This is a genomic window from Actinomadura graeca, from assembly GCF_019175365.1.
GTDB lineage: Bacteria > Actinomycetota > Actinomycetes > Streptosporangiales > Streptosporangiaceae > Spirillospora > Spirillospora graeca.
Window position 1 is genome coordinate 570967 of the sequence record NZ_CP059572.1, and the last position, 25550, is coordinate 596516.

The 25550-nt window shown below is 73.2% G+C and carries 23 protein-coding genes and 1 tRNA gene; 11 read left to right on the forward strand and 13 right to left on the reverse strand.

Annotated elements, in window-relative coordinates; all coding sequences use genetic code 11:
• Positions 1 to 54 precede the first annotated feature (54 nt).
• Entirely contained in the window at positions 55 to 1047 is a 993-nt protein-coding gene (selD, locus tag AGRA3207_RS02835; protein ID WP_231332987.1) for a selenide, water dikinase SelD, read from the reverse strand.
• Positions 1048 to 1266: 219 nt separating this feature from the next.
• Between selD and AGRA3207_RS02840 the strand changes: the two genes are divergently transcribed.
• Positions 1267 to 1362, forward strand: a tRNA-Sec gene (locus AGRA3207_RS02840).
• 82 nt (positions 1363 to 1444) lie between these two features.
• Positions 1445 to 1687 (forward strand): hypothetical protein, encoded by a 243-nt coding sequence (locus AGRA3207_RS02845; protein WP_231332988.1) that lies wholly within the window; start codon positions 1445 to 1447, stop codon positions 1685 to 1687.
• Between the two features lie 248 nt (positions 1688 to 1935).
• On the opposite strand, the gene AGRA3207_RS02850 is transcribed toward AGRA3207_RS02845, so the two are convergent.
• The 4 genes from AGRA3207_RS02850 to AGRA3207_RS02865 all read right to left on the reverse strand — a co-directional run bounded on the left by AGRA3207_RS02850 (position 1936) and on the right by AGRA3207_RS02865 (position 6341).
• A complete protein-coding gene (locus AGRA3207_RS02850; RefSeq protein ID WP_231332989.1) occupies positions 1936 to 2613 on the reverse strand; it encodes a hypothetical protein in 678 nt (225 codons plus the stop codon).
• Positions 2610 to 2933, reverse strand: a complete 324-nt coding sequence (locus tag AGRA3207_RS02855; protein ID WP_231332990.1) for a PadR family transcriptional regulator — start codon at positions 2931 to 2933, stop codon at positions 2610 to 2612. Before AGRA3207_RS02855 ends, AGRA3207_RS02850 begins: the two co-directional genes overlap by 4 nt.
• Positions 2934 to 2943: 10 nt before the next feature.
• Positions 2944 to 3228: a hypothetical protein gene (locus AGRA3207_RS02860; RefSeq protein WP_231332991.1), complete on the reverse strand. Its 285-nt coding sequence runs from the start codon at positions 3226 to 3228 to the stop codon at positions 2944 to 2946.
• A gap of 203 nt (positions 3229 to 3431) precedes the next feature.
• Positions 3432 to 6341: a type 1 periplasmic-binding domain-containing protein gene (locus AGRA3207_RS02865; RefSeq protein WP_231332992.1), complete on the reverse strand. Its 2910-nt coding sequence runs from the start codon at positions 6339 to 6341 to the stop codon at positions 3432 to 3434.
• A gap of 446 nt (positions 6342 to 6787) precedes the next feature.
• Between AGRA3207_RS02865 and AGRA3207_RS02870 the strand changes: the two genes are divergently transcribed.
• From AGRA3207_RS02870 to AGRA3207_RS02890, 5 genes are all read left to right on the forward strand, one after another.
• The gene (locus tag AGRA3207_RS02870) at positions 6788 to 6982 is read left to right on the forward strand and encodes a DUF3099 domain-containing protein (protein WP_231332993.1); all 195 of its coding nucleotides are present in this window, start codon (positions 6788 to 6790) and stop codon (positions 6980 to 6982) included.
• Positions 6983 to 7001: 19 nt separating this feature from the next.
• Positions 7002 to 7628, forward strand: a complete 627-nt coding sequence (locus AGRA3207_RS02875) for a trimeric intracellular cation channel family protein (RefSeq protein WP_231332994.1) — start codon at positions 7002 to 7004, stop codon at positions 7626 to 7628.
• A gap of 47 nt (positions 7629 to 7675) precedes the next feature.
• A complete protein-coding gene (gene fdhD, locus AGRA3207_RS02880; protein ID WP_231332995.1) occupies positions 7676 to 8488 on the forward strand; it encodes a formate dehydrogenase accessory sulfurtransferase FdhD in 813 nt (270 codons plus the stop codon).
• A 99-nt stretch (positions 8489 to 8587) separates the two neighbouring features.
• Positions 8588 to 9457, forward strand: a complete 870-nt coding sequence (locus AGRA3207_RS02885; RefSeq protein ID WP_231332996.1) for an alpha/beta fold hydrolase — start codon at positions 8588 to 8590, stop codon at positions 9455 to 9457.
• A 27-nt stretch (positions 9458 to 9484) separates the two neighbouring features.
• On the forward strand, positions 9485 to 11110 hold the full coding sequence (locus AGRA3207_RS02890; RefSeq protein WP_231332997.1) for a phytoene desaturase family protein: 1626 nt from the start codon (positions 9485 to 9487) through the stop codon (positions 11108 to 11110).
• A gap of 45 nt (positions 11111 to 11155) precedes the next feature.
• On the opposite strand, the gene AGRA3207_RS02895 is transcribed toward AGRA3207_RS02890, so the two are convergent.
• A complete protein-coding gene (locus AGRA3207_RS02895; RefSeq protein ID WP_231332998.1) occupies positions 11156 to 12601 on the reverse strand; it encodes an MFS transporter in 1446 nt (481 codons plus the stop codon).
• Between the two features lie 172 nt (positions 12602 to 12773).
• Between AGRA3207_RS02895 and AGRA3207_RS02900 the strand changes: the two genes are divergently transcribed.
• A complete protein-coding gene (locus tag AGRA3207_RS02900; protein ID WP_231332999.1) occupies positions 12774 to 13208 on the forward strand; it encodes a CBS domain-containing protein in 435 nt (144 codons plus the stop codon).
• A gap of 37 nt (positions 13209 to 13245) precedes the next feature.
• Here the strand turns inward: AGRA3207_RS02900 and yczR are convergent, their stop codons facing one another.
• Positions 13246 to 14712 carry a MocR-like transcription factor YczR gene (gene yczR, locus AGRA3207_RS02905; RefSeq protein ID WP_231333000.1) on the reverse strand — a complete coding sequence of 489 codons (1467 nt, stop codon included), beginning with the start codon at positions 14710 to 14712 and terminating at the stop codon, positions 13246 to 13248.
• A 94-nt stretch (positions 14713 to 14806) separates the two neighbouring features.
• Here yczR and yczE point away from each other — a divergent pair, with 94 nt between their 5' ends.
• Positions 14807 to 15580: a membrane protein YczE gene (yczE, locus tag AGRA3207_RS02910; protein WP_420830861.1), complete on the forward strand. Its 774-nt coding sequence runs from the start codon at positions 14807 to 14809 to the stop codon at positions 15578 to 15580.
• On the opposite strand, the gene AGRA3207_RS02915 is transcribed toward yczE, so the two are convergent.
• The 3 genes from AGRA3207_RS02915 to AGRA3207_RS02925 are packed head-to-tail and all read right to left on the reverse strand — an operon-like array spanning position 15544 to position 18658.
• Complete coding sequence (locus AGRA3207_RS02915; RefSeq protein ID WP_231333001.1) at positions 15544 to 16710, reverse strand: glycerate kinase; 1167 nt, start codon at positions 16708 to 16710, stop codon at positions 15544 to 15546. The genes yczE and AGRA3207_RS02915 overlap by 37 nt on opposite strands.
• 5 nt (positions 16711 to 16715) lie before the next feature.
• A complete protein-coding gene (locus AGRA3207_RS02920; protein ID WP_231333002.1) occupies positions 16716 to 17606 on the reverse strand; it encodes a DUF1444 domain-containing protein in 891 nt (296 codons plus the stop codon).
• Positions 17603 to 18658, reverse strand: a complete 1056-nt coding sequence (locus tag AGRA3207_RS02925) for a S66 peptidase family protein (protein ID WP_231333003.1) — start codon at positions 18656 to 18658, stop codon at positions 17603 to 17605. Before AGRA3207_RS02925 ends, AGRA3207_RS02920 begins: the two co-directional genes overlap by 4 nt.
• Positions 18659 to 19074: 416 nt before the next feature.
• Here AGRA3207_RS02925 and AGRA3207_RS02930 point away from each other — a divergent pair, with 416 nt between their 5' ends.
• On the forward strand, positions 19075 to 20043 hold the full coding sequence (locus tag AGRA3207_RS02930) for a sulfotransferase family protein (protein ID WP_231333004.1): 969 nt from the start codon (positions 19075 to 19077) through the stop codon (positions 20041 to 20043).
• Here the strand turns inward: AGRA3207_RS02930 and AGRA3207_RS02935 are convergent.
• Positions 20019 to 21998, reverse strand: coding sequence for an ABC transporter ATP-binding protein (locus AGRA3207_RS02935; protein WP_231333005.1), 1980 nt, complete (start codon positions 21996 to 21998; stop codon positions 20019 to 20021). The genes AGRA3207_RS02930 and AGRA3207_RS02935 overlap by 25 nt on opposite strands.
• A 282-nt stretch (positions 21999 to 22280) precedes the next feature.
• Here AGRA3207_RS02935 and AGRA3207_RS02940 point away from each other — a divergent pair, with 282 nt between their 5' ends.
• Positions 22281 to 24200 carry a Xaa-Pro dipeptidyl-peptidase gene (locus AGRA3207_RS02940; protein WP_231333006.1) on the forward strand — a complete coding sequence of 640 codons (1920 nt, stop codon included), beginning with the start codon at positions 22281 to 22283 and terminating at the stop codon, positions 24198 to 24200.
• Between the two features lie 75 nt (positions 24201 to 24275).
• Here the strand turns inward: AGRA3207_RS02940 and AGRA3207_RS02945 are convergent, their stop codons facing one another.
• On the reverse strand, positions 24276 to 25127 hold the full coding sequence (locus AGRA3207_RS02945; protein ID WP_231333007.1) for an enoyl-CoA hydratase/isomerase family protein: 852 nt from the start codon (positions 25125 to 25127) through the stop codon (positions 24276 to 24278).
• 198 nt (positions 25128 to 25325) lie between these two features.
• Positions 25326 to 25538 carry a helix-turn-helix domain-containing protein gene (locus AGRA3207_RS02950; RefSeq protein ID WP_021596738.1) on the reverse strand — a complete coding sequence of 71 codons (213 nt, stop codon included), beginning with the start codon at positions 25536 to 25538 and terminating at the stop codon, positions 25326 to 25328.
• Between the last annotated feature and the right edge of the window lie 12 nt (positions 25539 to 25550).

A 25550-nucleotide genomic window follows, 5' to 3' on the forward strand; every position in this document is an offset into this window, starting at 1 on the left:
CGTCCCGACGATCTTCTACCCGCTTTCCGATCATAGACGCGACCTGCGGGAACGTCAGCGCACCCGGAGCGCGCGGCGGCCCCGGCCGACCAGCTCCCCGATCACCGGCGCGCCGGGCACCTCCCCCGCGACCAGCAGCCCGCCGGACGTCTGCGCGTCGGCCAGCAGCAGCCGCTCCTCCTCGGCGATCCGGCCGAAGTCGGTGTGCGGCGTCACCCACGCCAGGTTCCGCCGGGTCGCGCCGGGCACGAACCCGTCGCGGACGGCGGCGCGCGCCCCGTCGAGGTACTCCACCGCCCTGGCGTCCACGACCGCGGTGACCCCGGCGGCCCGCGCCAGCTTGTAGAGGTGCCCGAGCAGCCCGAACCCGCTGACGCCGGTGGCGCACCGGACACCGCGGTCGAGCGCCGCCCCCGCCGCGTCCGCGTTGAGCGCGGCCATCGTCTCGACCGCGTGCGCGAACACCTCCCCCGTCGCCTTGTGGCGCGCGTTGAGCACGCCCAGGCCGAGCGGCTTGGTGAGCGAGAGCGGCACGCCGGGACGTCCCGCGTCCAGCCGCAGCAGCCGGCCCGGGTCGGCGGCGCCCGTCACCGCGAGGCCGTACTTGGGCTCGGGGTCGTCCGCGCCGTGCCCGCCCACGACCGGGCACCCGGCGCGCGCCGCCGCGTCCCGTCCGCCGCGCAGGACCTCCCGGGCCAAATCCGCCGGCAGGGCGTCCCGCGGCCAGCCGAGCAGGCTGAGCGCCATGAGCGGCACGCCGCCCACCGCGTAGACGGCCGACAGCGCGCTCGCGGCGGCGATGCGCCCCCAGTCGTAGGCGTCGTCGACCACCGGCGGGAAGAAGACCGCCGCGGACACCACCGCGCGCCCCTCCCCCACCCGCAGGACGGCCGCGTCATCGCCGTCCTCGCCCCCGGCGACCAGATCGTCCCCGCCGCCGGTGAGCCCGGCGACGACACGTTCCAGCTCACCCGGCGGAATGGTGCTCGCGCAGCCCCCGCCGTGGGCGTACTGCGTAAGACGGGCAGTGGGGACAACACGGTTCACCCAGAAATTTAACGCACAACCATTACAAATGATCAAGAAACGGACGGTACGGACATGGTCACCCAGCGACCCCCTCCCGCCCAGCCTGCACGAACCGCCCCGGACCCCCCTCCGAACGAGGTTCGACGTGACGCGATTCTGACCCGCAAGGCACCACTGACCAGGCTCCGCCCAAGAACACCGACGTGATCGCCGCCTGCGCCAACTAAGATCGCCCGCGGAGGCGTGAGAGTGCCTGGTGGCCTCCTCGGTCTTCAAAACCGATGGTCCCGAGCACCTCGGGACGGCGGGTTCGATCCCCGCACGCCTCCGCCACCACCCACGAGCGGGCTCCGGAACACTCGCCGCACCGCGGCCGCGAAGTTTGCCGCGACCCAATGCCGGTACTTTGTGCCGCATGAGTCCAGAAGAAGTCGACGCCAGAGTCGAACTGGCAGAGACCAGGTACCTGAAGGCGAAGAAGGAGGCCGACGCCCTCCTGGAAGACCTCTTCAGCGCCTACGTCGACGCCGCCGACGCCGGCCGAACCGCGGACCAACTCGCCAAGCCGGAGATTTTCACCGCAGGCTACATACGCAAGAAGCTCCGCGAACGCGGCGTCGAGCCCCGGAAAGGCGGCCCCAGAGCCCGCAAGAGCTGAGAGAGGCATCCCTCCCCCAGGCACACCTCACCCACCCGCACGCATGTGTTTACTCCCCATGCCCCGCCGAACTGGACCACGGGCGAGGGCACACCGGCGCACAGAACAAGCACCTACCCGCCAGGAACAGTCTCGGAGCGTCCGTTGGGAGCCGCCGTCCTACCGCATCGTGTCGAGACCTGATGATGGCGTGTTCTTCACGCGTCACGCCCGCGGCAGGGCGATCGCGGGGAACCGGGTGTGCGACGTCATGTGCGCCGTCGGCCGGGTGAGGGGCGGTGCAGAATCCAGGTCTGCCGGGGGGCCGCCTTTAGCAGGGCGGACACTTCCCGGGCTCGTGCCCGCCGGGTGGGCAGCTCGGTGAGGAGTCCCTCCCATTCCTCCCGGTACCGGGGTCGATCAGCGGCCGGAAGCATCGCCGTCATCGCCCCCACCATTCGCCGCGGCACTCGCCCCAGCTTGCGCAGCTTCACCTCGGCATCGGGACATGGTGGTCTCGACGTCGCGGGGGCGAAGGTCCGCTCGCACTCCCGGAGTGCGGCGACGGCGGCGATCCTCGCCGCCGCGAGCGCCTGCACCACGGCCTCTGCCGACCCCGTCTCGTCCGCCGCCCGGACCGCGTCGGCCGCCGCATCCGCAGCGCGCATCGCGTCCTTCGCACGTGCCGTGCGCGCCGCGCGAGCCGCCGCATCCACCGCGCGGGCCGCGCCCATGGAGATCGTCACCGAGTGCGCCGCATGTGCCGTGCGCGTTGCGAGTGCCGCGTAGTCGGCCGCGTAGGAGGCGCGTGTCATCCTCGGGGTCTTGGTCGACTTGGTCGGCTTGGCCGCCATCGCCGTCTTGGCCGCCGCGTTCGCCGCCGGGATGACGTGGCTGGCGAAGGTGGTCAGAGCCTGATTAACGGCGTCTTCCTCGTCGGGCGTCATGAGGTGGCACCGGGGCGCGGGCTGCCCCACGGGATGGGGGCGGTGGCGCGGTTCTGGTGAGCCTTGGCCAGTGCCAGCCGGGCGGCTTCGGTGCCCTCCTGGGTCAGCTGGTAGTAGCGGCGGCGAGGGCGGCCCTGCATCTCGTGCTCGGACGGATCCTCCCAGTGGGAGGTGATCCAGCCGCACTGCTCCAGCCGCGTGATGATGGGGTACACGGTGCCGGACGGGAGTCCGGTGGCCTGCATCATCTCCAGTCCGTACCACTCGCGTGCCGGTTCCAGCAGCGCCTGCCGAAGGACCATCTGGGTCTGCATCGTCATCCGCGGCCCCTTAGCCATGCCGCTCGCCTTCTTCGTCGTTCGTCTGCGTCCGCACGCCTGTCGGCGGTGTGCCCGGCACCAACGCCACAGCACGCTGCCGGGTGTTGTGATAGATCCCGTACAGCAGCCCGACCACCGCGACGCCCACCCCCACCGGCAGTCCCACGGCCGGGAACAGCGCCGCCAGGACGGCCGTCGCCAGCCCCGCCGCCCCGATCACCACGGCCACCAGCACCTCGGCCGGGACGAACACCCCCTGCCGCCCCTCCCGGACATCTCCACTCCGCTTGCTCATCGCACACCTCGTCTCCTGTCCTCCGTCCCGCCGCGCCGGCGACCGACCCCAACCCCTACAATGCTCGTACTCTACATAGGTAGAGCTCAAGGTCACAACCGCCGCGATTCGGAAGGTCGTGGTTCGGAGTGTGGCGTTGACCTGCGGAAACGCCGGAACCGCGCGGCGCGGCGTGCGGGGGCCCAGTCAGGACGCCGTGCCCGCTACTTTCGAGCCGATGAACGCAGCGGGCCTGGAACCGGGCAGTGGGTACGCGGGTCGCGGCGCTGGCCGGGCTGATACAGCTCGCCGATCATGAAGACGCAGACCGGCCGTTCGTTGATGTCGTGGATGTTGGCGATCCTGAGGAGGGCGAGGTTGCGGTGGTCGCCCGCACGGGAGCGGACGAAGTCGATCAGGCCGGTCACGCCCGTCGAGGCGAAGCCGGGTTCACGGAAGCGTTGTGCGACGGCCGCCCGGTCGAGTGTCGCGGCCTGGGCCCAGGGCCCGTCCCTCCGAATGCTGAGGACCGAGTCGATGAAGACGCCGGCGGCGTCGAAGGTGAGCCCCACTCGCTCGGCGGGCCAGCTCAGTCCCGGTTTCTCGCCGGCACTGAGTTTCGCGGCCAGGTCTTTGTAGAGCGCGCCGTATTCCGAGCAGAACGAGGCGAGCTGGGCCGCTCCCTGAGCTCCGGACGCCTTCCCTTGTTCAGAACAGGAAGAATCAGCCAGAACCAGGAGACTACCGAGGCTCACATAAGAGACCGGTATACCCGCGAGTGCGCTCGATCTGCGGCTGCCGGCATTGGCGACGAAACGTGAAATGGCGTCGTCGGCGACGATGGCGGGCAGGGTGCCGCGATCGGCGCAGCCTCCGGTGATCGCGCGCAGGAAGTCGCTGAACTCGTTCTCCCGCCCGGCGAAGAAGGCGATCTCCTTATGGCGATCCACATCGCACGCCTGATGCAGGTCACCACCGGCGTCCGCCCAGGAAATATCTCCTATTGGGATCCGGAATTCCCTCAGCTTCTCTTTGGTCGCCTTGACCAGTGAGCCGATGTAGGTGTCATCACCCTGGCCCAGGGGGTGATAGATCACCACTCTCGTGGCGCGCAACGACCGTGCGTACTCGGCGAGCAGGATCGCTTGGAACCGATTGCTCGGAACCATCTGGAAATAGAGGGGCGACCTCTTCTCCAGGCCGGTGCCGGTGAGGGTCGTGCCGAAGGCCGGCACGCCGGCGCCGCCGAACATCGTGATCGCCTCCTCGGTCTGCACGACGGTCCGGTCGAGACCGACCACTCCGAGAAGACGCGGATCCCTTCTGAAGAGGGAGAGCAGCATGTCGCGGGTGACCCGAGGAGCCTCCCTCATCTTCTCGCCGCCATTGGCGATGATGATCTCAAGGAGCGGCTCGGTGCTGGACTTGCCGTTCTGTATCCGCTGCCGCAGAAGGAGCCCCTCCAGCTCCTCCGAGACCGCGTGATCGGTGTCCTGAAGTGATCCTTTGTGCGTGAAGGCGGCAAAGAACACCAGACCGATATAGGGCCTGCCCGGGTTTGCGGCATGGCTGCGCCGAGCCGCTTCGTTCTCGTCAAGGACCTTCTTCTGAACAAGGCGCAGCCGCTCGTTCGAGCCGAAGATCTGCGTTTTGTCCGCACTGTATCCGACGCACTGGACATCATCACGGCCGAACGTGACGGCCCGGACCGAGACGCGCGATCCGAGCCGGGGCATCCGCAATGCGCACCCGGCCTCTAATTGCCGGAGAGCGAAGCCGGACAGCGGGAACAGCAGGACGGCCACCGCGCCGAGACCCGCCACCCTGAGGACCGAACTCCTCGTGAGCCACAAGGCGCGGCGACAGGCGAACGCGTCCGATCGCCAGACGGAAAGATCATCGCCGGGGAGGCGGTCCTCGTTCGCGGGGACGGCGGCCGGAGGAAGGCGGAAGGGCAGATGCCGGGCATCGGAGGCGAATGTCTGACGCTTGTCGGGCAGATGCCTCCACCAATCCTGCAACGCGAGGAGCGCCTTCGCCGGATGGTAGACGATCTTCCCGGGCTCGATCGGTTCGGGCGGAGGATCCTCACCGGCCGCGATGACCAGGAGCGGATCGAAGTCACCAGTTTCGTTCCGGACCGAGTTGATCAGGCCCAGCAGCTCGCCGGCACCGTTGTCGGCCGTGGCGTTGCCGATGAGCAGCACCACGTATCCCGTCCTGCGGTAGCCGTCCAGGCGCGGGAACACCTTGAAATGGCGCCGTCTGTAGATGACGCGGAGATCCTCCAGAAACGCGTGGACGAGGAGCTTCTTGACGCTCGTCTCCATCTCGGGCTTACGGTGTCCCACGGTGAGCCGCGTGGCGAAGTCGAGGAAGTTCCGCGAGTGCTTCGGCACCACCATCGCCTGCCGGCGCATGAACCAGTGGCTTTCGCGTGCCAGCCCGGGCACCGACGCCGGGACGAGGCGGCTTAGGCGGGCGATCCGGTAGCCCAGCCAGAAGAGGCCGAACATCAGTGTGATCGGCGATGAGGCCACCTGCTGGACGAGGCGGTTCAGCGCCTCCGCCACCCCGCCGCCATCCGGAGCCCGGGCCCCTCCGCCCGCCCACTGCTTGAGGAAGGCGGTGATCTCGGCCTTGTCATCTCGCGTCCGAGGCGCCTCGAGTTTGGTCCCCGTGAGAAGGTCCGCCACGCGGTAACGGGTGAAGCCGCTCAGCCGCCTGCCCCTCGTGCGATGGACGGACAGGCCATCGCGGGCCTCGTCGAGCAGGGGCAGCAGAGGAGGCTCGCGGGGCCTCTCGTACGCCTTCGCGGCGTCCTCTCCGTCCTGCCCGTCAGGCGTGGAGGGCGGCGGGCCGAGGCGCCAGCGCTCCAGGCTGTGCCTTGCCGCGGTCGCGGCGTCCACACGGAGGACCGGGACGTCCGGCGCGTTCTCGAGTATGGACGTCTCCAGCGAGCGGAGGAATCCGGCCGTCGTCCCGTCGTGCTGGAGATAGATGATCGGGAGGGGGTGGTCCCCCCGGATCTCCCGTTCCTGGCTCCACGTGAACGGCCTGGGGCGCTCATAGAGCTTGCGGATGACCTCGACGAGCGTCCCTATTCCGGCGAAAACAGGGTTTCTATCAGACATTCTTGCCACTTCGGATGATCAGCGGCCACCGCGGTCACGGCACCGGGGACTTCGCGAAGATCGCAGGGAAGATCGCTGGACCACGAAAAGTGCCGTCCGGGCCTCGGCGGATCGGTACCACCCGAATCCGCGGTCCCGTACAAGATCCACGGCATCCGCCCCGCACCGCGTACCTCGCGAAGGTGTCCGAGCTTCATGCTCGGCATTTTCCACCGGATCCATACTCCGGCCAAGAGACCGGTCAGAATACTGACTAATCAAATCTTGCGGTCGACATAATCTCATCTCACCTCTTCGTCAACGCCTTACATATATCTAGATGTCTGCTTTTAAGCGCCCAGGGCTACATGTGGAGTTTGAACCATAAAGGCCGGAGAAGGGCAGAAGGCCCCCTGAGGGACGGGCGGACGGGCGGGGGCCGGGGGGTGGCGGCGTAGCGTGGGGGGATGAGGCGGCGCAAGGTGGTGTACGGGATCATGATGGGGGTGTGCCTCACTCTGTTCGTGCTCGCCTGGGCGGTCGTCCCGCGGTTCTCGCCCGCGGCGGCGGTCGGGATGTCGGTGGTGGCGGCGGTGATCCCGCCGTTCGCGGCCGTAGTGGCCAACTGGGGCGTCGACCGGACGGACCGGCGCGGCAGGTGAGCGCCGGCGGGGACGCGGCGTGACGGGACCGGGCGTGGCCGGGGCGCTGGACCTGGCGGGGATCTTCGTCTTCGCCGTGTCCGGGGGGCTGGCGGCGGTGCGGCAGCGGCTGGACGTCGTCGGGATGGTGGTGCTCGCCGAGATCACCGCGCTCGGCGGCGGGATCCTGCGGGACCTCCTGATCGGTGCGGTGCCCCCGGCCGCGTTCACGAGCCTCGGGTACGTGCTGGTGCCGCTGACGGCGGCGGCACTGGTGTTCTTCTGGCATCCGCAGGTGACGCGGCTGCTGCCGGCGGTGCTGCTCTTCGACGCGGCGGGGCTCGGGCTGTTCTGCGTCACCGGGACGCTGAAGGCGCTGGAGCATGGGCTGTCGCCGCTGCACTCGGTGTTGCTCGGGGTGGTCACCGCGGTCGGCGGCGGGGTCCTGCGGGACATGCTCAGCGGGCAGATCCCCTCGGTGCTGTACGACCGGCAGCTCTACGCGCTGCCCGCGATGCTGGGGGCCGCGGTGATGGCGGTCGCCTACACGGCCGGCCTGCACGGTGGTGCCGTCACCGCGGGCGCCGCGGTGCTTGCGTGCGGGCTGCGGCTGATGGCGATGCGGTACGGCTGGCGCGCTCCACGGCCCCGTGGCGTCACGGATTAGGGCGGGACGGTTCGTTTCCGCAGGTTCCGGCGGGTAACGTCACGGTCATGGGGCGGATCACCGTGCGCAGGCCAGTGCTGAGGCTGAGCACCACCGGGACGCGGGGGCGGCGTCCCGACACGCTGGCCGTCGAGGAGCCGCTGGAGATCCGGGTGGCGGGCAAGCCGCTCACGATCACCATGCGGACGCCCGGCCACGACTTCGACCTGGTCGCGGGGTTCCTGGCGGCCGAGGGGATCATCGGGGACGCCGGGGACCTGACGGCGATGCGCTACTGCGCCGACACCGAGGAGCAGAACACCCTCGACGTGACGCTGGCGCCCGGGGTGCGGCCGCCGGACGACTCGATGACGCGGGCGTTCGCGACGACCAGCGCGTGCGGGGTCTGCGGGAAGTCGAGCATCGAGGAGCTGCGCGCGGACCGGCCCTACGAGGTCGCGGACGACCCGGTACGGCTGACTCCCGCGGTGCTGGCGGCGCTGCCCGAGCGGCTGCGGGAGGCGCAGCGGGTCTTCGAGCGGACGGGCGGGCTGCACGCGGCCGGGCTGTTCGACGCCTCGGGCGCGCTTCTGGCCGTCCGGGAGGACGTGGGGCGGCACAACGCGGTCGACAAGGTGGTGGGGTGGGCGCTGCGGGAGGGGCTGCTCCCCCTCGGCGGGCGGGTCCTGATGGTGAGCGGGCGGGCGTCGTTCGAGCTGACGCAGAAGGCGATGACGGCGGGGATCCCGGTGCTGGCGGCGGTCTCCGCGCCGTCGTCGCTGGCGGTGGACCTCGCGGAGGACGCGGGCATGACGCTGGTGGGGTTCCTGCGCGGGGAGACCATGAACGTCTATACAGGCGCCGAGCGCATCGCCCTCTGAGGGCCGGTGGCACGCGTCACCTTGACCCGGGGCCGTCGCGGGCGGTTGATTGACGCTGTGTCCAATAGTGAGCGTTTCCGGTGGGTGCGTGGCGACGGGGTGGATCTGGCCTTGTGGGAGCAGGGCGACCGGTCGCGGCCGACCGTCCTGCTGGTGCACGGGTACCCCGACACCCACGCGGTGTGGGACGAGGTGGCCGAGCGGCTCGCGGCCCGCCACCACGTCGTCCGGTACGACGTGCGCGGTGCCGGGGCGTCGTCGCGGCCGGCCGGGCGCGGGGGGTATGCCTTCGGCCGGTTGATGGCCGACATGCGGGCGGTGCTGGACGCCGCCGCGCCCGGCCGCCGGGTGCATCTGGTGGGGCACGACTGGGGCTCGATCCAGTCGTGGGAGGCGGTCTGCACGATGGCGGAGCGGTTCGCCTCGTTCACCTCCATCTCCGGCCCCTGCCTTGACCACGTGGCGCTCTGGACGCGGCGTGGCCTGGCACGCCCGACGCCGTCGAGCCTCCGGCGGGTGGCCGGGCAGGGCGTCCGGTCCTGGTACATCTGCCTCTTCCAGCTTCCGGTGCTGCCCGAGCTGCTGTGGCGTGCAGGGTTGTCCAGGGTGTTCACGCGGGCCCTGGAGATCGGTGAGGGCGTCCCCGCCCGCGACGGGCATCCGGCTAGGACGCTGCCGCGCGACGGCGCGTCCGGTGTGGGGCTGTACCGGGCGAACATGGTGCGGCTGCGCAGGCCGCGCGGGCGCCGGACGGACGTCCCGACGCAGGTCATCGTCCCGACCAGGGACCTGTTCGTCTCGCCCCATCTGGTGGGCGGGCTGCCGGAGCACGTGCCGGACCTGTCGATCCGGCCGGTCGCGGCCGGGCACTGGGTGCCGCGCAGCCGTCCGGACGCCGTCGCGCGCTGGGTGGCCGGGCATGTAGCCCGGGTGGAGGACGGGCCGCGGGCGGCCCGGTCCGCCGGCTGAGGCGGCCCCGGCCCTAAGGTGATCGGTATGGCGGACGCGGTGGTCATCGGGGCAGGGCCCAACGGGCTGGTCGCGGCCAACATGCTCGCGGACGCGGGCTGGGACGTGGAGGTGCTGGAGGCGCAGCCCGAGCCGGGCGGGGCCGTGCGCAGCGACCGGGGGGTCCACCCCGACTACGTCAGCGACCTGTGCAGCGCCTTCTACCCGCTCGGCGTGGCGTCCCCCGCCATGCGGGCGCTCGGCCTGGAACGGCACGGGCTGCGGTGGAAGCACGCCGAGGCCGTCCTCGCGCATCCGCTCCAGGACGGCCGTTGCGCCGTCCTGGAGCACGACCCGCGGGCGACCGCGGAGGGGCTCGACGCCTTCGGGGACGGTGATGGCGAGGCGTGGCTGCGGCTGTACGGGCTGTGGGAGGAGATGGGCGAGGCACTGCTGCGGGCCCTGTTCACCCCGTTCCCGCCCGTCCGGGCGGCGCTGCCTCTGGCCGCGGCGCTGCGGCGCGCGGGCGGGCTGCGCGTCCTGCGGACGCTGGCGGCGCCGGTGCGCGGGCTGGGCGAGCGGGAGTTCACCGGGCCGGGCGGGCCGCTGCTGCTGGCGGGCTCCGCCCTGCACACCGACGTGTTCCCCGAGACCACGGGCGGCTCGGGGTTCGGGTGGCTGCTGGCGATGGTCGGCCAGCGGGACGGCTGGCCGGTGCCCGAGGGCGGCGCGGGCGCGCTGACGGCGGCGCTCGTGCGGCGGCTGGAGTCCCGGGGCGGGCGGGTCCGCTGCGACACCGAGGTCACCTCGGTCGTCGTGGGGAACGGCCGGGCGCTGGGCGTGCGGACGGCGTCCGGGGAGGCCGTGCGGGGGGCGCGGGCGGTGCTGGCGGACGTGTCGGCGCCCGCGCTCTACGGCGGCCTGGTGGACTGGTCCGACGTGCCCGCCCGCGACCGCCGGGGCCTGCGCGAGGACATGCGGCGCTTCGACTGGGACCACGCGACGTTCAAGGTCGACTGGGCGCTGTCCGGCCCGGTCCCCTGGGCGTCCCCCGGCGCCGGACGGGCCGGGACCGTGCACCTGTCCCCCGGCATGGACGCGCTGACCTGGTACAGCGCGCAGATCGCGACGGGGTTCGTCCCGTCCGAGCCGTTCGCGCTCCTCGGCCAGATGACGACCGCCGACCCGTCCCGCTCCCCCGCGGGCACCGAGTCGGTGTGGGCCTACACCCACGTCCCCCAGCGGGTCAGGGGCGACGCCGGGCCGGACGGGATCACCGGCGTGTGGGACGAGCGGGAGCGGGACGCGATGGCCGGGCGGATCGAGGCGGCCGTCGAACGCCTCGCCCCCGGGTTCCGCGACCGCGTCGTGGCCCGGCGGGTCATCGCGCCGCCCGCGTTCGGCGGGCACGACGCCAACCTGCACGGCGGCGCGCTGAACGGCGGGACGGCGCAGGCGCACCAGCAGCTCGTCTTGCGCCCGGTCCCGGGGCTGGGGCGGGCGGAGACGCCGGTCGCCGGGCTCTTCCTGGCGTCGGCGTCGGCGCATCCGGGCGGCGGTGTGCACGGCTCCTGCGGCGCCAACGCGGCCCGCGCGGCGCTGGCGCACGACGGCTCCGCGGGCCGCCTCGTCCTCACACCGGGCCTTGCGGCGCTGCGCCGCCTCCTGACCTGACGCGTCTTCAGGCCGCGGCCGGTCCGGTCCGACCCGGCGCGGGTGTCACGCCACCTGCTCGGCCGACAGGGGGCGGGCGACGTCCTCCAGCGACCTGCGGGCGGCCTCCACGCCGAGGAACATCTCCACGATCCCCGCCGCGATCATCAGCGCGGCCCCGAGGAAGTAGCCCGCGGCGACGGCGGAGATCCGCTCGGTCTCCACGAGGCGGCCGAACAGGACGGGGCCGATCACGCCGCCGAGGCCCGTCCCGACCGCGTAGAACGCGGCGATGGCCATGGCCCGCGTCTCCATCGGGAAGATCTCGCTGACGGTCAGGTACGCCGAGGACGCGCCGGCGGAGGCGAAGAAGAACACCGCGCACCAGCAGGCGGTGAGCGTCCAGGCGTCCAGCACGTCCGCGCGGAACAGCAGGCCGGTGCCGATCAGCAGCACGCCCGAGAGCACGTACGACAGGGTGATCATCACGCGGCGGCCGACGGTGTCGAACAGCTTGCCCAGCAGGAACGCGCCGAGGAAGTTGCCGATGCCGATCGGGATCAGGTAGTAGCCGACCTTCGCGTCGGGCACCCCGAAGAACGTGTCGAGCACCAGCGCGTAGGTGAAGTAGACGGCGTTGTACAGGAACGCCTGCCCGATGAACAGCGCGAGGCCGAGGACCGTCCGCCGCGGGTAGCGCCGGACGGCGGTCTCGGCGATCTCCCGGAAGCCGACCACCCGCCGCTGGCGGACGCGGATCGTCTCCCCCGGCCGTTCCGGCTCGGCGCCGGTCTCGGCGGCGACCCGCCGCTCGATGTCGGCCACCACCCGCTCGGCCTCCTCCTCGCGGCCGTGGATGAACAGCCAGCGCGGGCTCTCCGGCACCGTCCGGCGGACGAACAGCACGCCGAGGCCGAGGAGCGCGCCGAGGGCGAACAGGGCGCGCCACCCGAGGTCCTCGGGGACGAGGTCGCCGTTCAGCACCGGGATCGACAGCGCGGCGGCGAACGACGTGCCGATCCAGAACGAGCCGTTCACCACCACGTCCACGCGGCCCCGGACGCGGGCGGGGATCAGCTCGTCGATCGCCGAGTTGATCGCCGCGTACTCGCCGCCGATGCCCGCGCCGGTGAGGAACCGGCACATGTAGAACCACCATGGGCTGAAGGACACCGCGGTCAGGACGGTCGCGGTCAGGTACAGCGCGAGGGTGAGGAGGAACAGCTTCTTGCGCCCGAACCGGTCGGTGAGGTGGCCGAACAGCAGCGCGCCGAGGCAGGCCCCGATCACGTAGATGGACGCGCCGAGCCCCACCTGCCCGTCGGTGAGCCCGAGCCCCGCGCTCTCGTCGGTGAGCCGCGGGCCGATCACCCCCACGACGGTGACCTCCAGGCCGTCCAGGATCCAGACGGCGCCGAGACCGATCAGCACGGTCCAGTGCCATCGCGACCAGGGCAGCCGGTCGAGCCGCGCGGGGATGTCCGTCTCGATGGTCCTGAGCGTCGTCGTCACCCCGCTGTGGTTCCCGATCTACGACAAATATGCCGATTCGCTGCGCCGGAGGTTTACCGCCGCGGGGTTTTCCCCGGGGCCGGAACATGCGACCTTTGGCAGGAGAAAGCCCGGCGACCGGCCCCCGGCGGCCGTCGTCCCCCGGGTCCGAACCGGCAGCGGAGCGTGAGGCATGCGGATTCGCGACATCCTGCGGAGGAAGGGAGACGCGGTGGCCACGGTACGGCCGGACGCCACCGTGCGGCAGCTGCTCGCCGTCCTGGCCGAGCACAACATCGGGGCGGCGGTCGTGTCGCCCGACGGCACCTCGATCGCCGGCATCGTGTCCGAGCGCGACGTCGTGCGGCGCCTGCACGAGCGCGGCGCGGCTCTGCTCGACCGGCCCGTCTCGGAGATCATGACATCGGAGGTCCGCAGCTGCGGGCCCGGCGACAAGGTCGAGGACCTCCGGCGCACCATGACCGAGCGCCGCTTCCGGCACGTGCCGGTGGTGGAGGACGGCCGGCTCGCCGGCATCGTCAGCATCGGCGACGTGGTCAAGAGCGCGATCGACGAGCTGCAGAGCGAGCGCGAGCACCTGGTCGACTACATCCAGCGCGCGCCCTGACCCGCCCGCGTCCCGCCGTCTGCGTCCGATGCGGGGATCAGACGTAGACGGGCAGGGGACGCCCGGCCGGGGCCGCCTGCACCTCCCGGTGGACCGCCGCGAGCCGCTCGACCGCCGTGCGCAGCACCGCGGCCGGCAGCACGTACGGCAGCCGGACGTAGTCCTCCAGGACGCCGTCCGCGGCGAACACCGGGCCCGGCACCACCCGCACGCCCGCGCGCTCGGACGCCTCGGCGAGCTGGGTCGCCACCGGCGCGCCGATCCGCGCCCACAGTGACATCCCGCCCGCGGGCAGCCGGAACTCCCAGCCGGGCAGCAGCTCGCGCAGCGCGGCCGCGAGGGCGTCGCGGCCGCGGCGCAGGTCCTCCGCCCGCTCCGCCCGGACCTCCCCGCCCCGCAGCAGCAGCTCCCGCACGATCAGCTGGTCGAGGACGGGACTGGCCATGTCGAACGGCTCGCGGGCGAGCACCAGGCGGCGGGCCAGCGGCGCGGTCGCGCGGATCCAGCCGATGCGCAGCCCGCCCCACAGCAGCTTGGACGCCGACCCGATCGTGATCACCCGGCCGCCGTTGTCGAACGAGGCGGCGGGCGGCTCGCGCGGCGCGTCCGGGTCGTGCGCGAGGTCGGCGAACGTCTCGTCCACGACGAGGAACGCGTCGGCGCGGCGGGCGGCGTCCACCAGCGCGGCCCGCTCGCCCGCGGGCATCAGGTGGCCGGTCGGGTTGTGGAAGTCGGGGATCGTGTAGGCCATCCGGACGGCGGCCTGCCGCATGGACCCCGCGGCCAGCTCCACGTCCCAGCCCTCGTTCACGCCGACCGGCACGAGCCGGGCGCCGCGGCGGCGCAGCGCGCCGAGGGCGTGCGGATAGGTCGGCCGCTCCACCATGACGGGGTCGCCGGGCTCGACCAGCGTCTGCGTCAGCAGCGTGAACGCGTGCTGCGCGCCGGTCGTCACGACGATCTGGTCGGCGCGGGTCGGCACGCCGCGCGCCGCGTACCCGGCGGCGATGACCTCGCGCAGCTCCTCCAGCCCGGCGGGCTCGTACCCGGGGCCCGCGCTGTACCGGGGCAGCTCGGCGACGGCGGCCTCGACCGCCGCGCCGAAGATCGCGGGGGCGCCGGGCGTGGCGCAGCCGAGGTCGATGAACCCGTCGCCGGGCGGCGGGTGGACCCCGCCGAACCGCCCGCCGGTGCCCGCCCCCGGGCGGGGCTCGGCGGCCGACATCGCCACCGGCGGCAGCGCCGTCCAGCTACCGGCGCCCTGGCGGCTCTCGACATAGCCCTCCTCGCGGAGCCGGTCGTAGGCCGCCGTCACGGTCGTGCGGCTGACGCCCAGGGCCGCGGCCAGGTCGCGCTCGGCGGGCAGCCGCATCCGCGCCGCGAGCCGCCCGTCCAGGACGAGGCCGCGCACCGACCGGGCCAGCGCCGCGTAGACGGGCCGCTCACGCGGCACGTCCCCGAGTAGCCTGGCCAGCTGCACACCGTTCACGTAACGCACGCTCATACAGACCACTTTTGCATATTGGCCCTGCACTTTCCAGGCCACTTCCCTTCATGATGGGCATCTCAGGGTACTCTGACGAGCTTGGAGCGCAGCAATGGCCTCGATGGGGCGCCGTCTGGTGCAGTTGTACATCGGATTGGCCTTGTACGGGCTCGGGATCGCCCTCCAGATCCTGTCGGGCCTGGGCAACGACCCCTGGGACGTCCTCCACCAGGGCCTCTCGCGCCGGTTCGGGCTGTCGATCGGCGTGTGGATCGTCATCGCCGGGGCGCTGGTGATGCTCTGCTGGATCCCGCTGCGCCAGCGGCCGGGCTTCGGGACGATCAGCAACGTCGTCTTCCTGGGCGCCTTCGCCGACCTGTTCCTGTGGCTGCTGCCCGATCCGGCCGGTCTCACGGCCCGGTGGGCGTACCTGGTCGCGGCCGTTCTCGTCGGCGGCTTCGCCACCGGCTGCTACATCGGCGCGGGCCTCGGCCCGGGCCCCCGCGACGGGCTGATGACCGGGCTGGCCGCGGACGGGCGCTCCATCCGCGTCGTGCGCACCGGCATCGAGCTGGGCGTCCTCGCGGCCGGCTGGCTCCTGGGCGGGACGGTCGGGATCGGCACGCTCCTCTACGCGCTGGCGATCGGCCCGCTGACGCACGTGTTCCTCCCCCGCCTGACCGTCGGCAGGCCCGCGCCGGTCAAGGGTCCTCCGGAGGACGCCGCGGCCGCTCCCTGGCCGTCGATGGAGCCCCCGGTGTCACGCGAGCACGCCGTCTGCCCCAGCGGGGCAGTGGCGCATGCGAGCCTGACCGAGGCGGATCGCGAAGCGGCGTCGGGCCCGCGCGATCACGGCCCTGGGCCTGCCTCCGAGCGGGTCTCCTGACCGGGGCCGAGGAAGCAGCGGGTCACCTGGTCGGCGAGCGCGGCCAGCAGCGGTGCCGCCTCGGCCTTCAGCTCGTCCAGGGTCCGGGGGCCGTCGGCGAGGCTGAACGCGGCGGTGAGGCCGAGGTCGTGCAGTCCAGCGAGCGGCCCGGCGACGGCTCCGGCGAGGGCGACGGCAGGGACGCCGCGCTCGCGGGCGAGGGCGGCGACCGCGGAGACGACCTTGCCGCCCGCGCTCTGCCCGTCCACCCGCCCCTCACCGGTGATCACCAGGTCGGCGCCGGCGAGGGCGGCGGGCAGCCCGACGGCCTCGGCGACGAGCGCCGCGCCGGGGGCGGGCTCGGCGCCGAGCGCGGCGACCAGGCCGCCGCAGGTGCCGCCCGCGGCGCCCGCCCCGGGCAGGTCGTGGACGCGGACGCCCGAGCGGGCCGCGAGGACGTCGGCGAACCGGGTGAGCGCCGCGTCCAGCTCGCGGACCTGGCTCGGCGTCGCGCCCTTCTGCGGGCCGAAGACCGCGGCGGCGCCGGACGGGCCCACCAGCGGGTTCGTGACGTCGCAGGCGACACGGAAGCGGGTGGCGCGGACCTCGGCGGGGACTTCGGAGTCGTCGACGCGGTCCAGCCGGGCGAGCGCCGCGCCGCCGGGCGGGAGGTCCGCGCCGGACGCGTCGAGGAACCGCAGGCCAAGTGCGCGCAGCAGCCCGGCGCCGCCGTCGGTGCCGGCGCTGCCGCCGACGCAGACCAGCACCTCGCGGGCGCCCCGCCGGACGGCGTCGGCGATCAGCTCGCCGGTGCCCGCGGACGAGGCGCCCAGCGGGTCGGGCGGGACGTCCTCGACGAGGGTCAGCCCGGACGCGGCGGCCAGCTCCACGACCGCCGAGGTCCCGTCGCCCGAGAGCGCGTAGCGGGCGGTGACCGGGCGTCCCAGCGGATCGGTGGCGGCGGCCTCCACCGGGGTGCCGCCGCGGGCGCCGAGGAAGCAGTCGAGGGTGCCCTCGCCGCCGTCGGCCATCGGCACCGCGACCACCTCGGCGGCGGGCACGGCGCGGCGGACGCCGGCCCCGATCGCGGCGCAGGCGGCCACGGCGGACAGGCCGCCCTTGAACGAGTCCGGCGCGACGACGACGCGCACGGGCGTCAATGCTCCGCGGCGAGGGCGGTGAGGACGGACGCGAACTCCTCCGGCAGCACCAGCGTGTCGCCCTCGTACCGCGTCTCCAGAAGGGTCAGCTCACCCGCGCGCCACCAGTACAGGTGCGGGCTGAGCGAGCCGGGCCCCTCCTCGTAGGCGCGGTGGGCCTGGGCCTGGAGCTCGTGGGCGGCGGTCACGGCCGCCCGGTAGCGGGCCCGCGGGGAGTTCTCGGCGATCCGCAGCGAGTGCGCGACGATCAGGCTGCGGTTGGGGGCGATGACCAGCGCGCCGTAGGGGCCGATCGGCAGGTACTCCTCCAGCCACGCCAGGTGGGTCGCGGCGTAGAACGTCCAGCCGTGCAGGACCGACACCCGGACGCCGCCGAGCTCCTGCTCGTCGTGCTGGAGCGGCCCGTCGCCGCGCACGTTCGCGCGGCCGAGCATGAACAGCGCGTCGCCGGACACCGGCCAGCCGTGCATCTCCTCGTTGCTGACGGTTCGGACGCTGGTGGGGGTGTCGACGACCACGACCTCGATCAGCCCGGGGGCGAAGGGCCGGGCGGCGAACCCGCCGTTGTCGGCCTCGACCGGATGGATGCGGGTGCGCAGCAGATGCTGGGCGAGGTCGAAGTCGGACAGGTCGAGGGGCTCCTCCATCGCGGTGACGATCGTGGTGACCTGGTCGGAGACCAGCGCGGGCCAGTCGTCGCGGGGCACCAGGCGCGCCAGCTGCCGCAGGTCGCGCAGGCTGACGGGGAGCCGGTTGGGGCCCTCAAGCATGATCACCTCCCCGGGGTAGCGGCGGCAGGTGTAGCCGAGGCTCTCGGCCACCAGCACCACCAGCGACTCCAGGGTCCCGTCGTCCCCCGGGACGGGACGGGCGTGCCGTCCCCTCATCGCGCACCTCCCGGCGCTCGCAGGGTGAGTGCTCCGGCGTCCAGGATGGCGGGGGCGCCGAGCTCCAGGGTGCGCTGGCGGGGGCCGTGCCCGGCGGGGACGCCGGCGAGGACCGGCACGCCGAGCGGCCCGAGCCGCGCCGAGAACACCGCGTCCAGCTCGGCGGGGTCGCCGGACCGTTCCCACGACCCCAGCACCACCCCCGCCGCCCCGTCGAGCCATGCGGACTGGAGGAGCTGGACGAGCATCCGGTCGATCCGGTACGGCGCCTCGGACACGTCCTCCAGGAAGACGATCCGGCCCTCGGCCCGCGGCGGCGCGTACGGGGTGCCCAGCAGGGCCGTGAGGAGCGTGAGGGTGCCGCCGGTGAGCGGGCCCTCCGCCCGGCCCGGGGCGAGGGCGTGGGTGCCGGTCAGGACGTCCTGGCCGGTGCCGAACAGCGCCGCCAGCAGGCCGTCGCGGGTGAGGGCGTCGTCGGCGCCGGTCGCGGCGGGGCCGAGGTCGGCGATCCGCCCGGCGGGCATCGGCCCGAACGAGGTGGTGACGCCGAGGCGCGCCCCGAACGCCACGTGCAGGGCGGTGATGTCGCTGGACCCGTGCAGCATCTTGGGGTCGGGGCCGGTGGCGGCGGCCAGGGCGTCCCAGTCGAGGTGGTCCAGGACGCGGGTGGCGCCGTAGCCGCCGCGCGCGCAGACCACCGCGCTGACGCGGGGGTCGGACCAGGCCGAGGCCAGGTCGGCGGCACGGTCGGCGTCGCCGCCGGCGAGCTGCTGCCAGCCGTCCCTGAGGGGGCCGGGTCCGCCCAGGTTGACTCGGTCGAGGGCGTGCTGTCCGAGCACGACGTCAAGGCCGAGGCCGCGTAGAACGGCGCAGCCCTCCTCCAGCCGGGCCGGGTCGGCGGGGCCGCTGGGCGCGACGACCGCGACCCGGTCACCGGGCCGCAACGCCTTGTACCGGCGAGCTTCGGAACGTTCGGCCCGCCCGCCGGGCATGCCGACGGCGGGCGCGTGAGATGACTCGTCGGCCACCTCCGCGCGGGCGCCCCCGCTCATCAACCCGATCCCTCCTCGCACCGCGACGCATAGAGCTTGTCAGGATCCGGACGCCAGCGGAAGGGGCCGCCGGTCACGACCCGCCAACAGATCATCTCGCGTTTCCCGGCGTCCGGCGCGCGGCCCGCCCGCCCTTGCCCGGCCCCGGTGCGGGCCGCCGGAGCGGGCCGTGTGCGTTGTCCGTGGTCAGCGCCTGTGCGCGGCCCCTCCACCGAAATCCCAGGGCGGGACCGGCGAGCGTCTGGGGAGCGTCCATCCCCCAAGGCTAGGGCTGGAAGGGCCTCCGCGCGTGTGTATCGGTGCCCCTCGGCGGCCGAGTCCTCCAGCAGTGTGCCCGCCCCTTTCCAGGTATTCGGTCAGGCCGCACGGAGCGTCACGATCCGTTCGTCCTGAAAAGGTGACAAACTTGTTCCGGTATGAGATCGCCGCCGCACATCCTCGTGATCAACGGCACCAAGGTCCGCCGCCCGGTCTTCGTTCTGGGCGCACCCCATTCCGGTGCGGACCTGCTGGCGCGCGCGGTCAAACGCTCCGCGGGCTTCCACCTCACCACCGGCCGTCCCGGCGTCCTGAGGGTCAGCTACGCCTTCGCGCGCCAGCCGTCGATCGCCACGCAGCGTGGCCAGGGCGCCGCGCGCGTCCTCCGCGACGCCTACGCCGAGACCTGGCAGATCTCCGGGCGGGCGTGCGCGGAGTGCCCGCCCGAGTGCCGCGAGCTGGCCGGGCTCCCCCCGGCCTCGCCCACGCCGCCCGGGCGGCCCGCCCGCGACGGCGAGCGGGCCGGGCCCTGCGTCCAGCCGGCGGACGTCGTGCGCTTCGCCGACGCCTCCCCCGACCTCATCTACAGCGCGGACGTGCTGCTGGACGCCTTCCCGGACGCCCAGCTCGTCCAGGTGATCAGGGACGGCCGGGACGCGGTCGCCGACATGCTCGACGACGACCGCTGCCTGGCCTGGTTCAAGCCGGGCCTCGCCAACCTCGACACGGTGTTCCCCAACCCGTTCCTCGGCGTCGAGGACCACACCGAGCGCAGCCGCTGGCCGAGCGCCGCGCCGGCGGTCAAGTGCGCGCTGCGCTGGCGCGGCTCGGTGCGGCTCAGCGCGCGGCTGCGGCAGCAGGTCCCCGAGGAGCAGCTGTTCACCGTCCGCTACGAGGACCTCGCCGCCCATCCGCGCCGGGTCGCGACCGAGGTGTCGGAATACCTGGACCAGGCGATCTCCAGCACGGTCCTGTCGGGCCTGGTGCGGTCCGGGACGCGCGACGCCGCCGAGCTCGGCGTCGGGTCCTGGCGCGAGCGGCTGACGCCGCGTCAGAGCGCCCAGGTGGAGAAGGTCGCCGGCGCCGAGCTGCGGCGCCTCGGCTACCGGCTGGCCGCCGACGCCTGAGCGCCGCTCTCCTCCTCGCCGCCCTCCGCAGCGCCCTCCGCGGCGCCCTCCTCCTCCGCGTCGCCGTCCTGCCGGGCGAACTGCGTGCGGTACAGCTCGGCGTACAGGCCGCCGCGCAGCAGCAGCTCCTCGTGGCGGCCCCGCTCGGCGATCCGCCCGTCCTCGATCACCAGGATCTGGTCGGCCTCGCGGATGGTGGACAGCCGGTGCGCGATCACCAGGGACGTGCGCCCGGCCAGGGCGGTGCGCAGGGCGCGCTGGACGGCCGCCTCGGACTCGGAGTCCAGGTGCGCGGTCGCCTCGTCCAGGACGACGACCGACGGCGCCTTGAGCAGCAGCCGGGCGATCGCCAGCCGCTGCTTCTCCCCGCCGGACAGCCGGTAGCCGCGGTCGCCGACGACCGTGTCCAGGCCCTCGGCCATCGACGCGACCAGCCCGCCGACCTGCGCGGACTCCAGGGCCTGGAGGATCTCGGCGTCGGTGGCGTCCGGGCGGGCGTAGCGCATGTTCTCCCGGATGGTGTCGTGGAACAGGTGCGCGTCCTGGCTCACGACGCCGATCTCGGCGCGCAGCGAGTCGAGCGTGACGTCGCGGACGTCCGTCCCGCCGATCCGGACCGCGCCGCCGGACACGTCGTAGAGCCGCGAGACCAGGTGCGTGATCGTCGACTTGCCCGCGCCGGACGGCCCGACCAGCGCCACGAGGCGGCCGGGGGCCGCGGTGAAGTCCACGTCGTGCAGGACCTCGCGGGCGGGCGCGGTGTCGGTCCGCGCGATCGACTCCAGCGAGGCCAGCGACACCTCCTCCGACGCGGGGTAGGCGAACCGGACGTGGTCGAACTCGATCGCCGGCGCGGCGGGCCCGTCCCCGGCCTGCGGCCCGCCGAGGGAGCGGGCGCCCTCGCGGTCGCGGATGAGGGGCTTGAGGTCGAGCACCTCGAACACGCGGTCGAAGCTGACCAGCGCGGTCATCACGTCCACGTGGACGTTGGACAGCGCGGTCAGCGGCCCGTACATGCGGGTCAGCAGGGTGGCGAGGGCGACGAGCGTGCCGAGTTCCAGGCCGCCGTCCACGACCAGGAAGCCGCCCATGCCGTAGACCATGGCGGTGGCGAGCGCGGCGACCAGCGTCAGGGCGGTGAAGAACACGCGGCCGTACATGGCGGCGACGACGCCGATGTCGCGGACGCGCGCGGCCCGCTGGGAGAAGTTCTCCTCCTCCTCGGCCGGGCGGCCGTACAGCTTGGCGAGCATCGCGCCCGCCACGTTGAACCGCTCGGTCATCAGCGAGCTCATCTCGGCGTCCAGCACCATCTGCTCGCGGCTGATCCGCGACAGCCGCCGCCCGACCCACTTGGCGGGCAGGATGAAGACCGGCAGCAGCAGCAGCGCGATCAGCGTCACCTGCCAGGACAGGATCAGCATCGTCACCAGCACCAGGATCAGGCTGATCACGTTGGACACCACCGAGGACAGGGTGGTGGTCAGTGCGCGCTGGGCGCCGATGACGTCGTTGTTGAGGCGGCTGACGAGCGAGCCCGTCTGCGCGCGCATGAAGAACGCGACGGGCTGCCGCTGGACGTGCCCGAACACCTGCGTGCGCAGGTCGTAGATCAGCCCCTCGCCGATGCGCGCGGAGTACCAGCGCTGCGCCAGGCCGAGCACCGCCTCCAGCAGCGCCAGCCCGGCGACGCCCGCGGCGAGCCAGACCACGAGGTCCTGGCGGCCCGGCACGATGCCGCGGTCGATGATCGCCTTGAGCAGCAGCGGGTTCGCGATGACGATCAGCGCGGCGATGGTGTTCAGCACGAGGAACAGGACCAGCTCGCGGACGTACGGGCGCGCGTAGCCGGCGATCCGCCCGACGGTGCCGGGCTTGAGCTTCTGCTGGGTCACCGACCCGTCCCTGCGGAACGAGGCCATCACCTGCCAGCCGTTGCCCGGCGTTCCCGGCATCCCCACAAGCGCCTCCGAGGGATCGCTGCCCGCCCCGCGGGAGCCCGGGCGGGCAGGTACGTAATCAAGTAAGCATCTCAGTATCCGGCTGGGACAACGCCGCCGCCCCCGCCCGGCTTCCCCGCTCCGCTCACGGCGTAACGCCCATGACGCGCCCGCCCGCCGCGCCCGCCCGCCGCGCCCGCCCGCCGGAACCGATAACGGGCGATCTTATGGACTTCCCGCGGCACCGGTAGTACATGTGATCAACAACCTCCGGCTCACACCCCCCAGGAGCCCCCAGTGAGACGACGCTTCCCGCGAGGCGGCGCCGGCGTGATCACCCTCACGGCCGCGCTGCTCGCCACCACCGCACTCCCCGCGGGTGCCGCGCCCACAAGGCCGGCGCGCGGCGCGGAGACCGCCCCGAAGGTCACGGTGAGGGACGGCGAGACCCAGCCGGTCTTCTCCCGCGCCGACGCGGTCACCCAGACCGTCAGCATCGAGACCACCGCCGACAGCGACCACGACGGCGTCCGCGACCGCGTCGAGATGCGGATCATGCGCCCGAAGGAGACCGACACCGCCGGGCTCAAGGTCCCGACGATCCTGGAGGCCAGCCCGTACTGGGCCGGCACCCACAACGTCCCCAACCACCCCGTCGACATCGGCGACGCGCAGGCGAAGGCCCTGCCCGGCGGCAAGCGGGGCGTGGCCGACGTCTTCCCCGGCTACTACGACAACTACTTCCTGCCGCGCGGCTACGCCATCGCCAACCTCGACAGCATCGGCACGGGCGGGTCCACCGGCTGCCCGACCGCCGGCGACCGCAGCGAGCAGGCGGGCGCCAAGGCCGCCGTGGACTGGCTGAACGGCCGCGCGAAGGGCTGGGCCCCGGACGGCACGCCGGTCGAGGCGGGCTGGTCCACCGGGAACGTCGGCATGATCGGCCAGTCCTACAACGGGACGCTGCCGAACATGGCCGCCGCGACCGGCGTCCGCGGCCTCAAGGCCATCGTGCCGATCGCGGGCATCTCCAGCTGGTACGACTACTACCGCGCCAACGGCGGGGTCCTCGCGCCCGGCGGCTACCAGGGCGAGGACCTGGACGTGATGGCCAAGATCGTGCTGACCCGGAAGGATCCCGAGGTCTGCGCCAAGGTCATCGACGCGATCGCGGCCGGGCAGGACCGCGAGACCGGCGACTACAGCGACGTGTGGGAGCAGCGGGACTACGTCGACCAGGCCCGGAAGGTGCGCGCCGCCGTGATGGTCGTGCACGGGCTGAACGACTGGAACGTCAAGGTCAAGAACTCCGTCCAGTGGTGGAACGCCCTGAAGGAGGCCGGGGTGCCGCGCAAGCTGTGGCTGCACCAGGCCAACCACGCGACGCCGTTCCGCTGGCGCCTTGAGGAGTGGCTGCGCCAGACCCACCACTGGTTCGACCGGTACCTGTACGGCCTGCGCAACGGCATCGACAAGGAGCCGCGCGTCGACATCGAGCGCGCCCCGGGGCAGTGGGAGACGGCCAAGGACTGGCCCGTCCCCGGCACCCGGACGGTCTCGTTCAGCCTGAACGCCGGCGCGTCGGGCCAGCCGGGCGTCCTCGGCGAACGGCCCCGGCACGGCGACGACCAGTCGCTCGTGGACGCCGGGAAGGCCCGCAGCGCCGAGGAGTTGCTGGTCAACGAGGACAAGGCCGACCCCAACCGGCTGGCCTACCTCACACCGGCGCTTGAGGAGCCGCTGCGCGTCAACGGCATCCCGCAGATGTCGGTCCGGGCGTCGCTGGACGGGCGGTCGCCCTACCTGACGGCCTTGCTCGTCGACTACGGCACCGACACCCGCCCCACCGGCGCCCGCAGCGACACCGGTGAGCGCGTCTGCTACGGCCAGGGCGTCCCGGGCGACGACGGGTGCACGACCCGGCAGGCACTGCTGACCGAGACCGCCCCGTTCAAGATCATCACGCGGGGCTGGCTGGACGCCAGGAACCGGCACGACCCGGGCCGCACCGAGCAGATCGAGGCCGGCGAGACCTATCGGTTCCGCTGGGATTTCGAGCCGACCGACTACGTCGTCAAGGCCGGCCACCGGCTCGGCGTCGTCGTGCTGTCCACCGACCGCGACTACACGCTCCGCTACCCGGCGGGCACCAAGGTCGTCCTCACCCCCGGGACCAGCAGGCTGCTCCTGCCGCTGGCCCGCGCATCGGGCCGGTGACCGCCGCGCGGCGGGCCGCCGTCACGGCAGGCGCCTGACGCGGCCCGCCGCGCCGTCCCCGCCGTCCCCGCCGTCTCAGCGGGCGAAGAGCTCGCGGAGACGCCCGGCCTGCTCGCGGCGCTCGGCGGCGCACTGCTGTTCGAGGGTGTTGCCCGGGGCCTGCCACAGCAGGCGCTTGGTGGCGACGGCGGCGCCCGCGTCCACCGTCAGCAGCGCGGCGACCAGGTCGGCGACGGCCGCGTCGAGCCCGTCGCGCGGGACGACGGTCTCGGCCAGGCCGAGCCGCGCGGCCTCGTCGGCGCGCACGGTGCGGGCGGTGAGGCACAGCTCCAGCGCGCGGGCGACGCCGACGATCTCGACGAGCGGCTTGGTGCCGGTCAGGTCGGGGACGAGACCGAGCGCGGGCTCCTTCATGCAGAACCGCGCGTCGTCGGCGGCCACGCGGATGTCGCAGGACAGCGCGAGCTGGAAGCCCGCGCCGATGGCGTGGCCCTGCACGGCCGCGACGGTGACGAACGCGGGGTCGCGCAGCCAGGTGTACCCCTCCTGGAGCCCGGCGATGAAGCGGTCGGTGGCCTCGGCGTCGGAGCCGTCGGCGAAGCCCTCGCCGTCGCCGGAGAACAGGGCGAGGTCGATGCCCGCCGAGAAGGACGGGCCCGCGCCGCGGAGCACGACGACGCGCACGCCCGCCGGAAGGGACCTGCCGATCGCGGCGAGTCCCCGCCAGGTGTCGAACGTCATGGCGTTGCGCCGTTCGGGACGGTCCAGCGTGACGGTCGCGACCGCGCCGTCCACGTCCAGCCGCAACCCGGCCCCGGCCAGATCGATCCCGTCCGGATCGTCCGCTGGCAGATCGTTTCCTGCCAGGTCTGCCTCTCCCGGGGCCGTGACCGCTTCCGGTCGCCGGCCCGCGTCCGCGTCCGCCATGCGCTCCCTCTCCGCTGTGACCTGTCCGGCGGCGGGGTCCGCGGCCGGGGCGGGAAGGCGGGACGCATGGGGGCGCACTGGGTCCCGCCCCGCCGTCCACGGGGCGGAACCCACCCTGTCCGCCGCCGCGGCCGAACCCTACTCGGCCGGCCGCGGCGGCGGCTCAGGCGGTGCGCTCATCCGGGGGTCGGTGTCCGTTCAGGACTTCTTGCCCCGGGTCGCGCCGCCGCGACCGCGCAGGTTGACGCCGGACTCGGTCAGAATCCGGTGGATGAACCCATACGAGCGGCCGGTGGCGGCTGCCAGGGCGCGGATGCTCTCGCCGGAGTCGTACCTCTTCTTGAGGTCCGCCGCCAGCTTGTCGCGCTCGGCACCGGTCACGCGGGTGCCCTTCTTAAGGGTCTCGGCCACGAGTACCTCCCG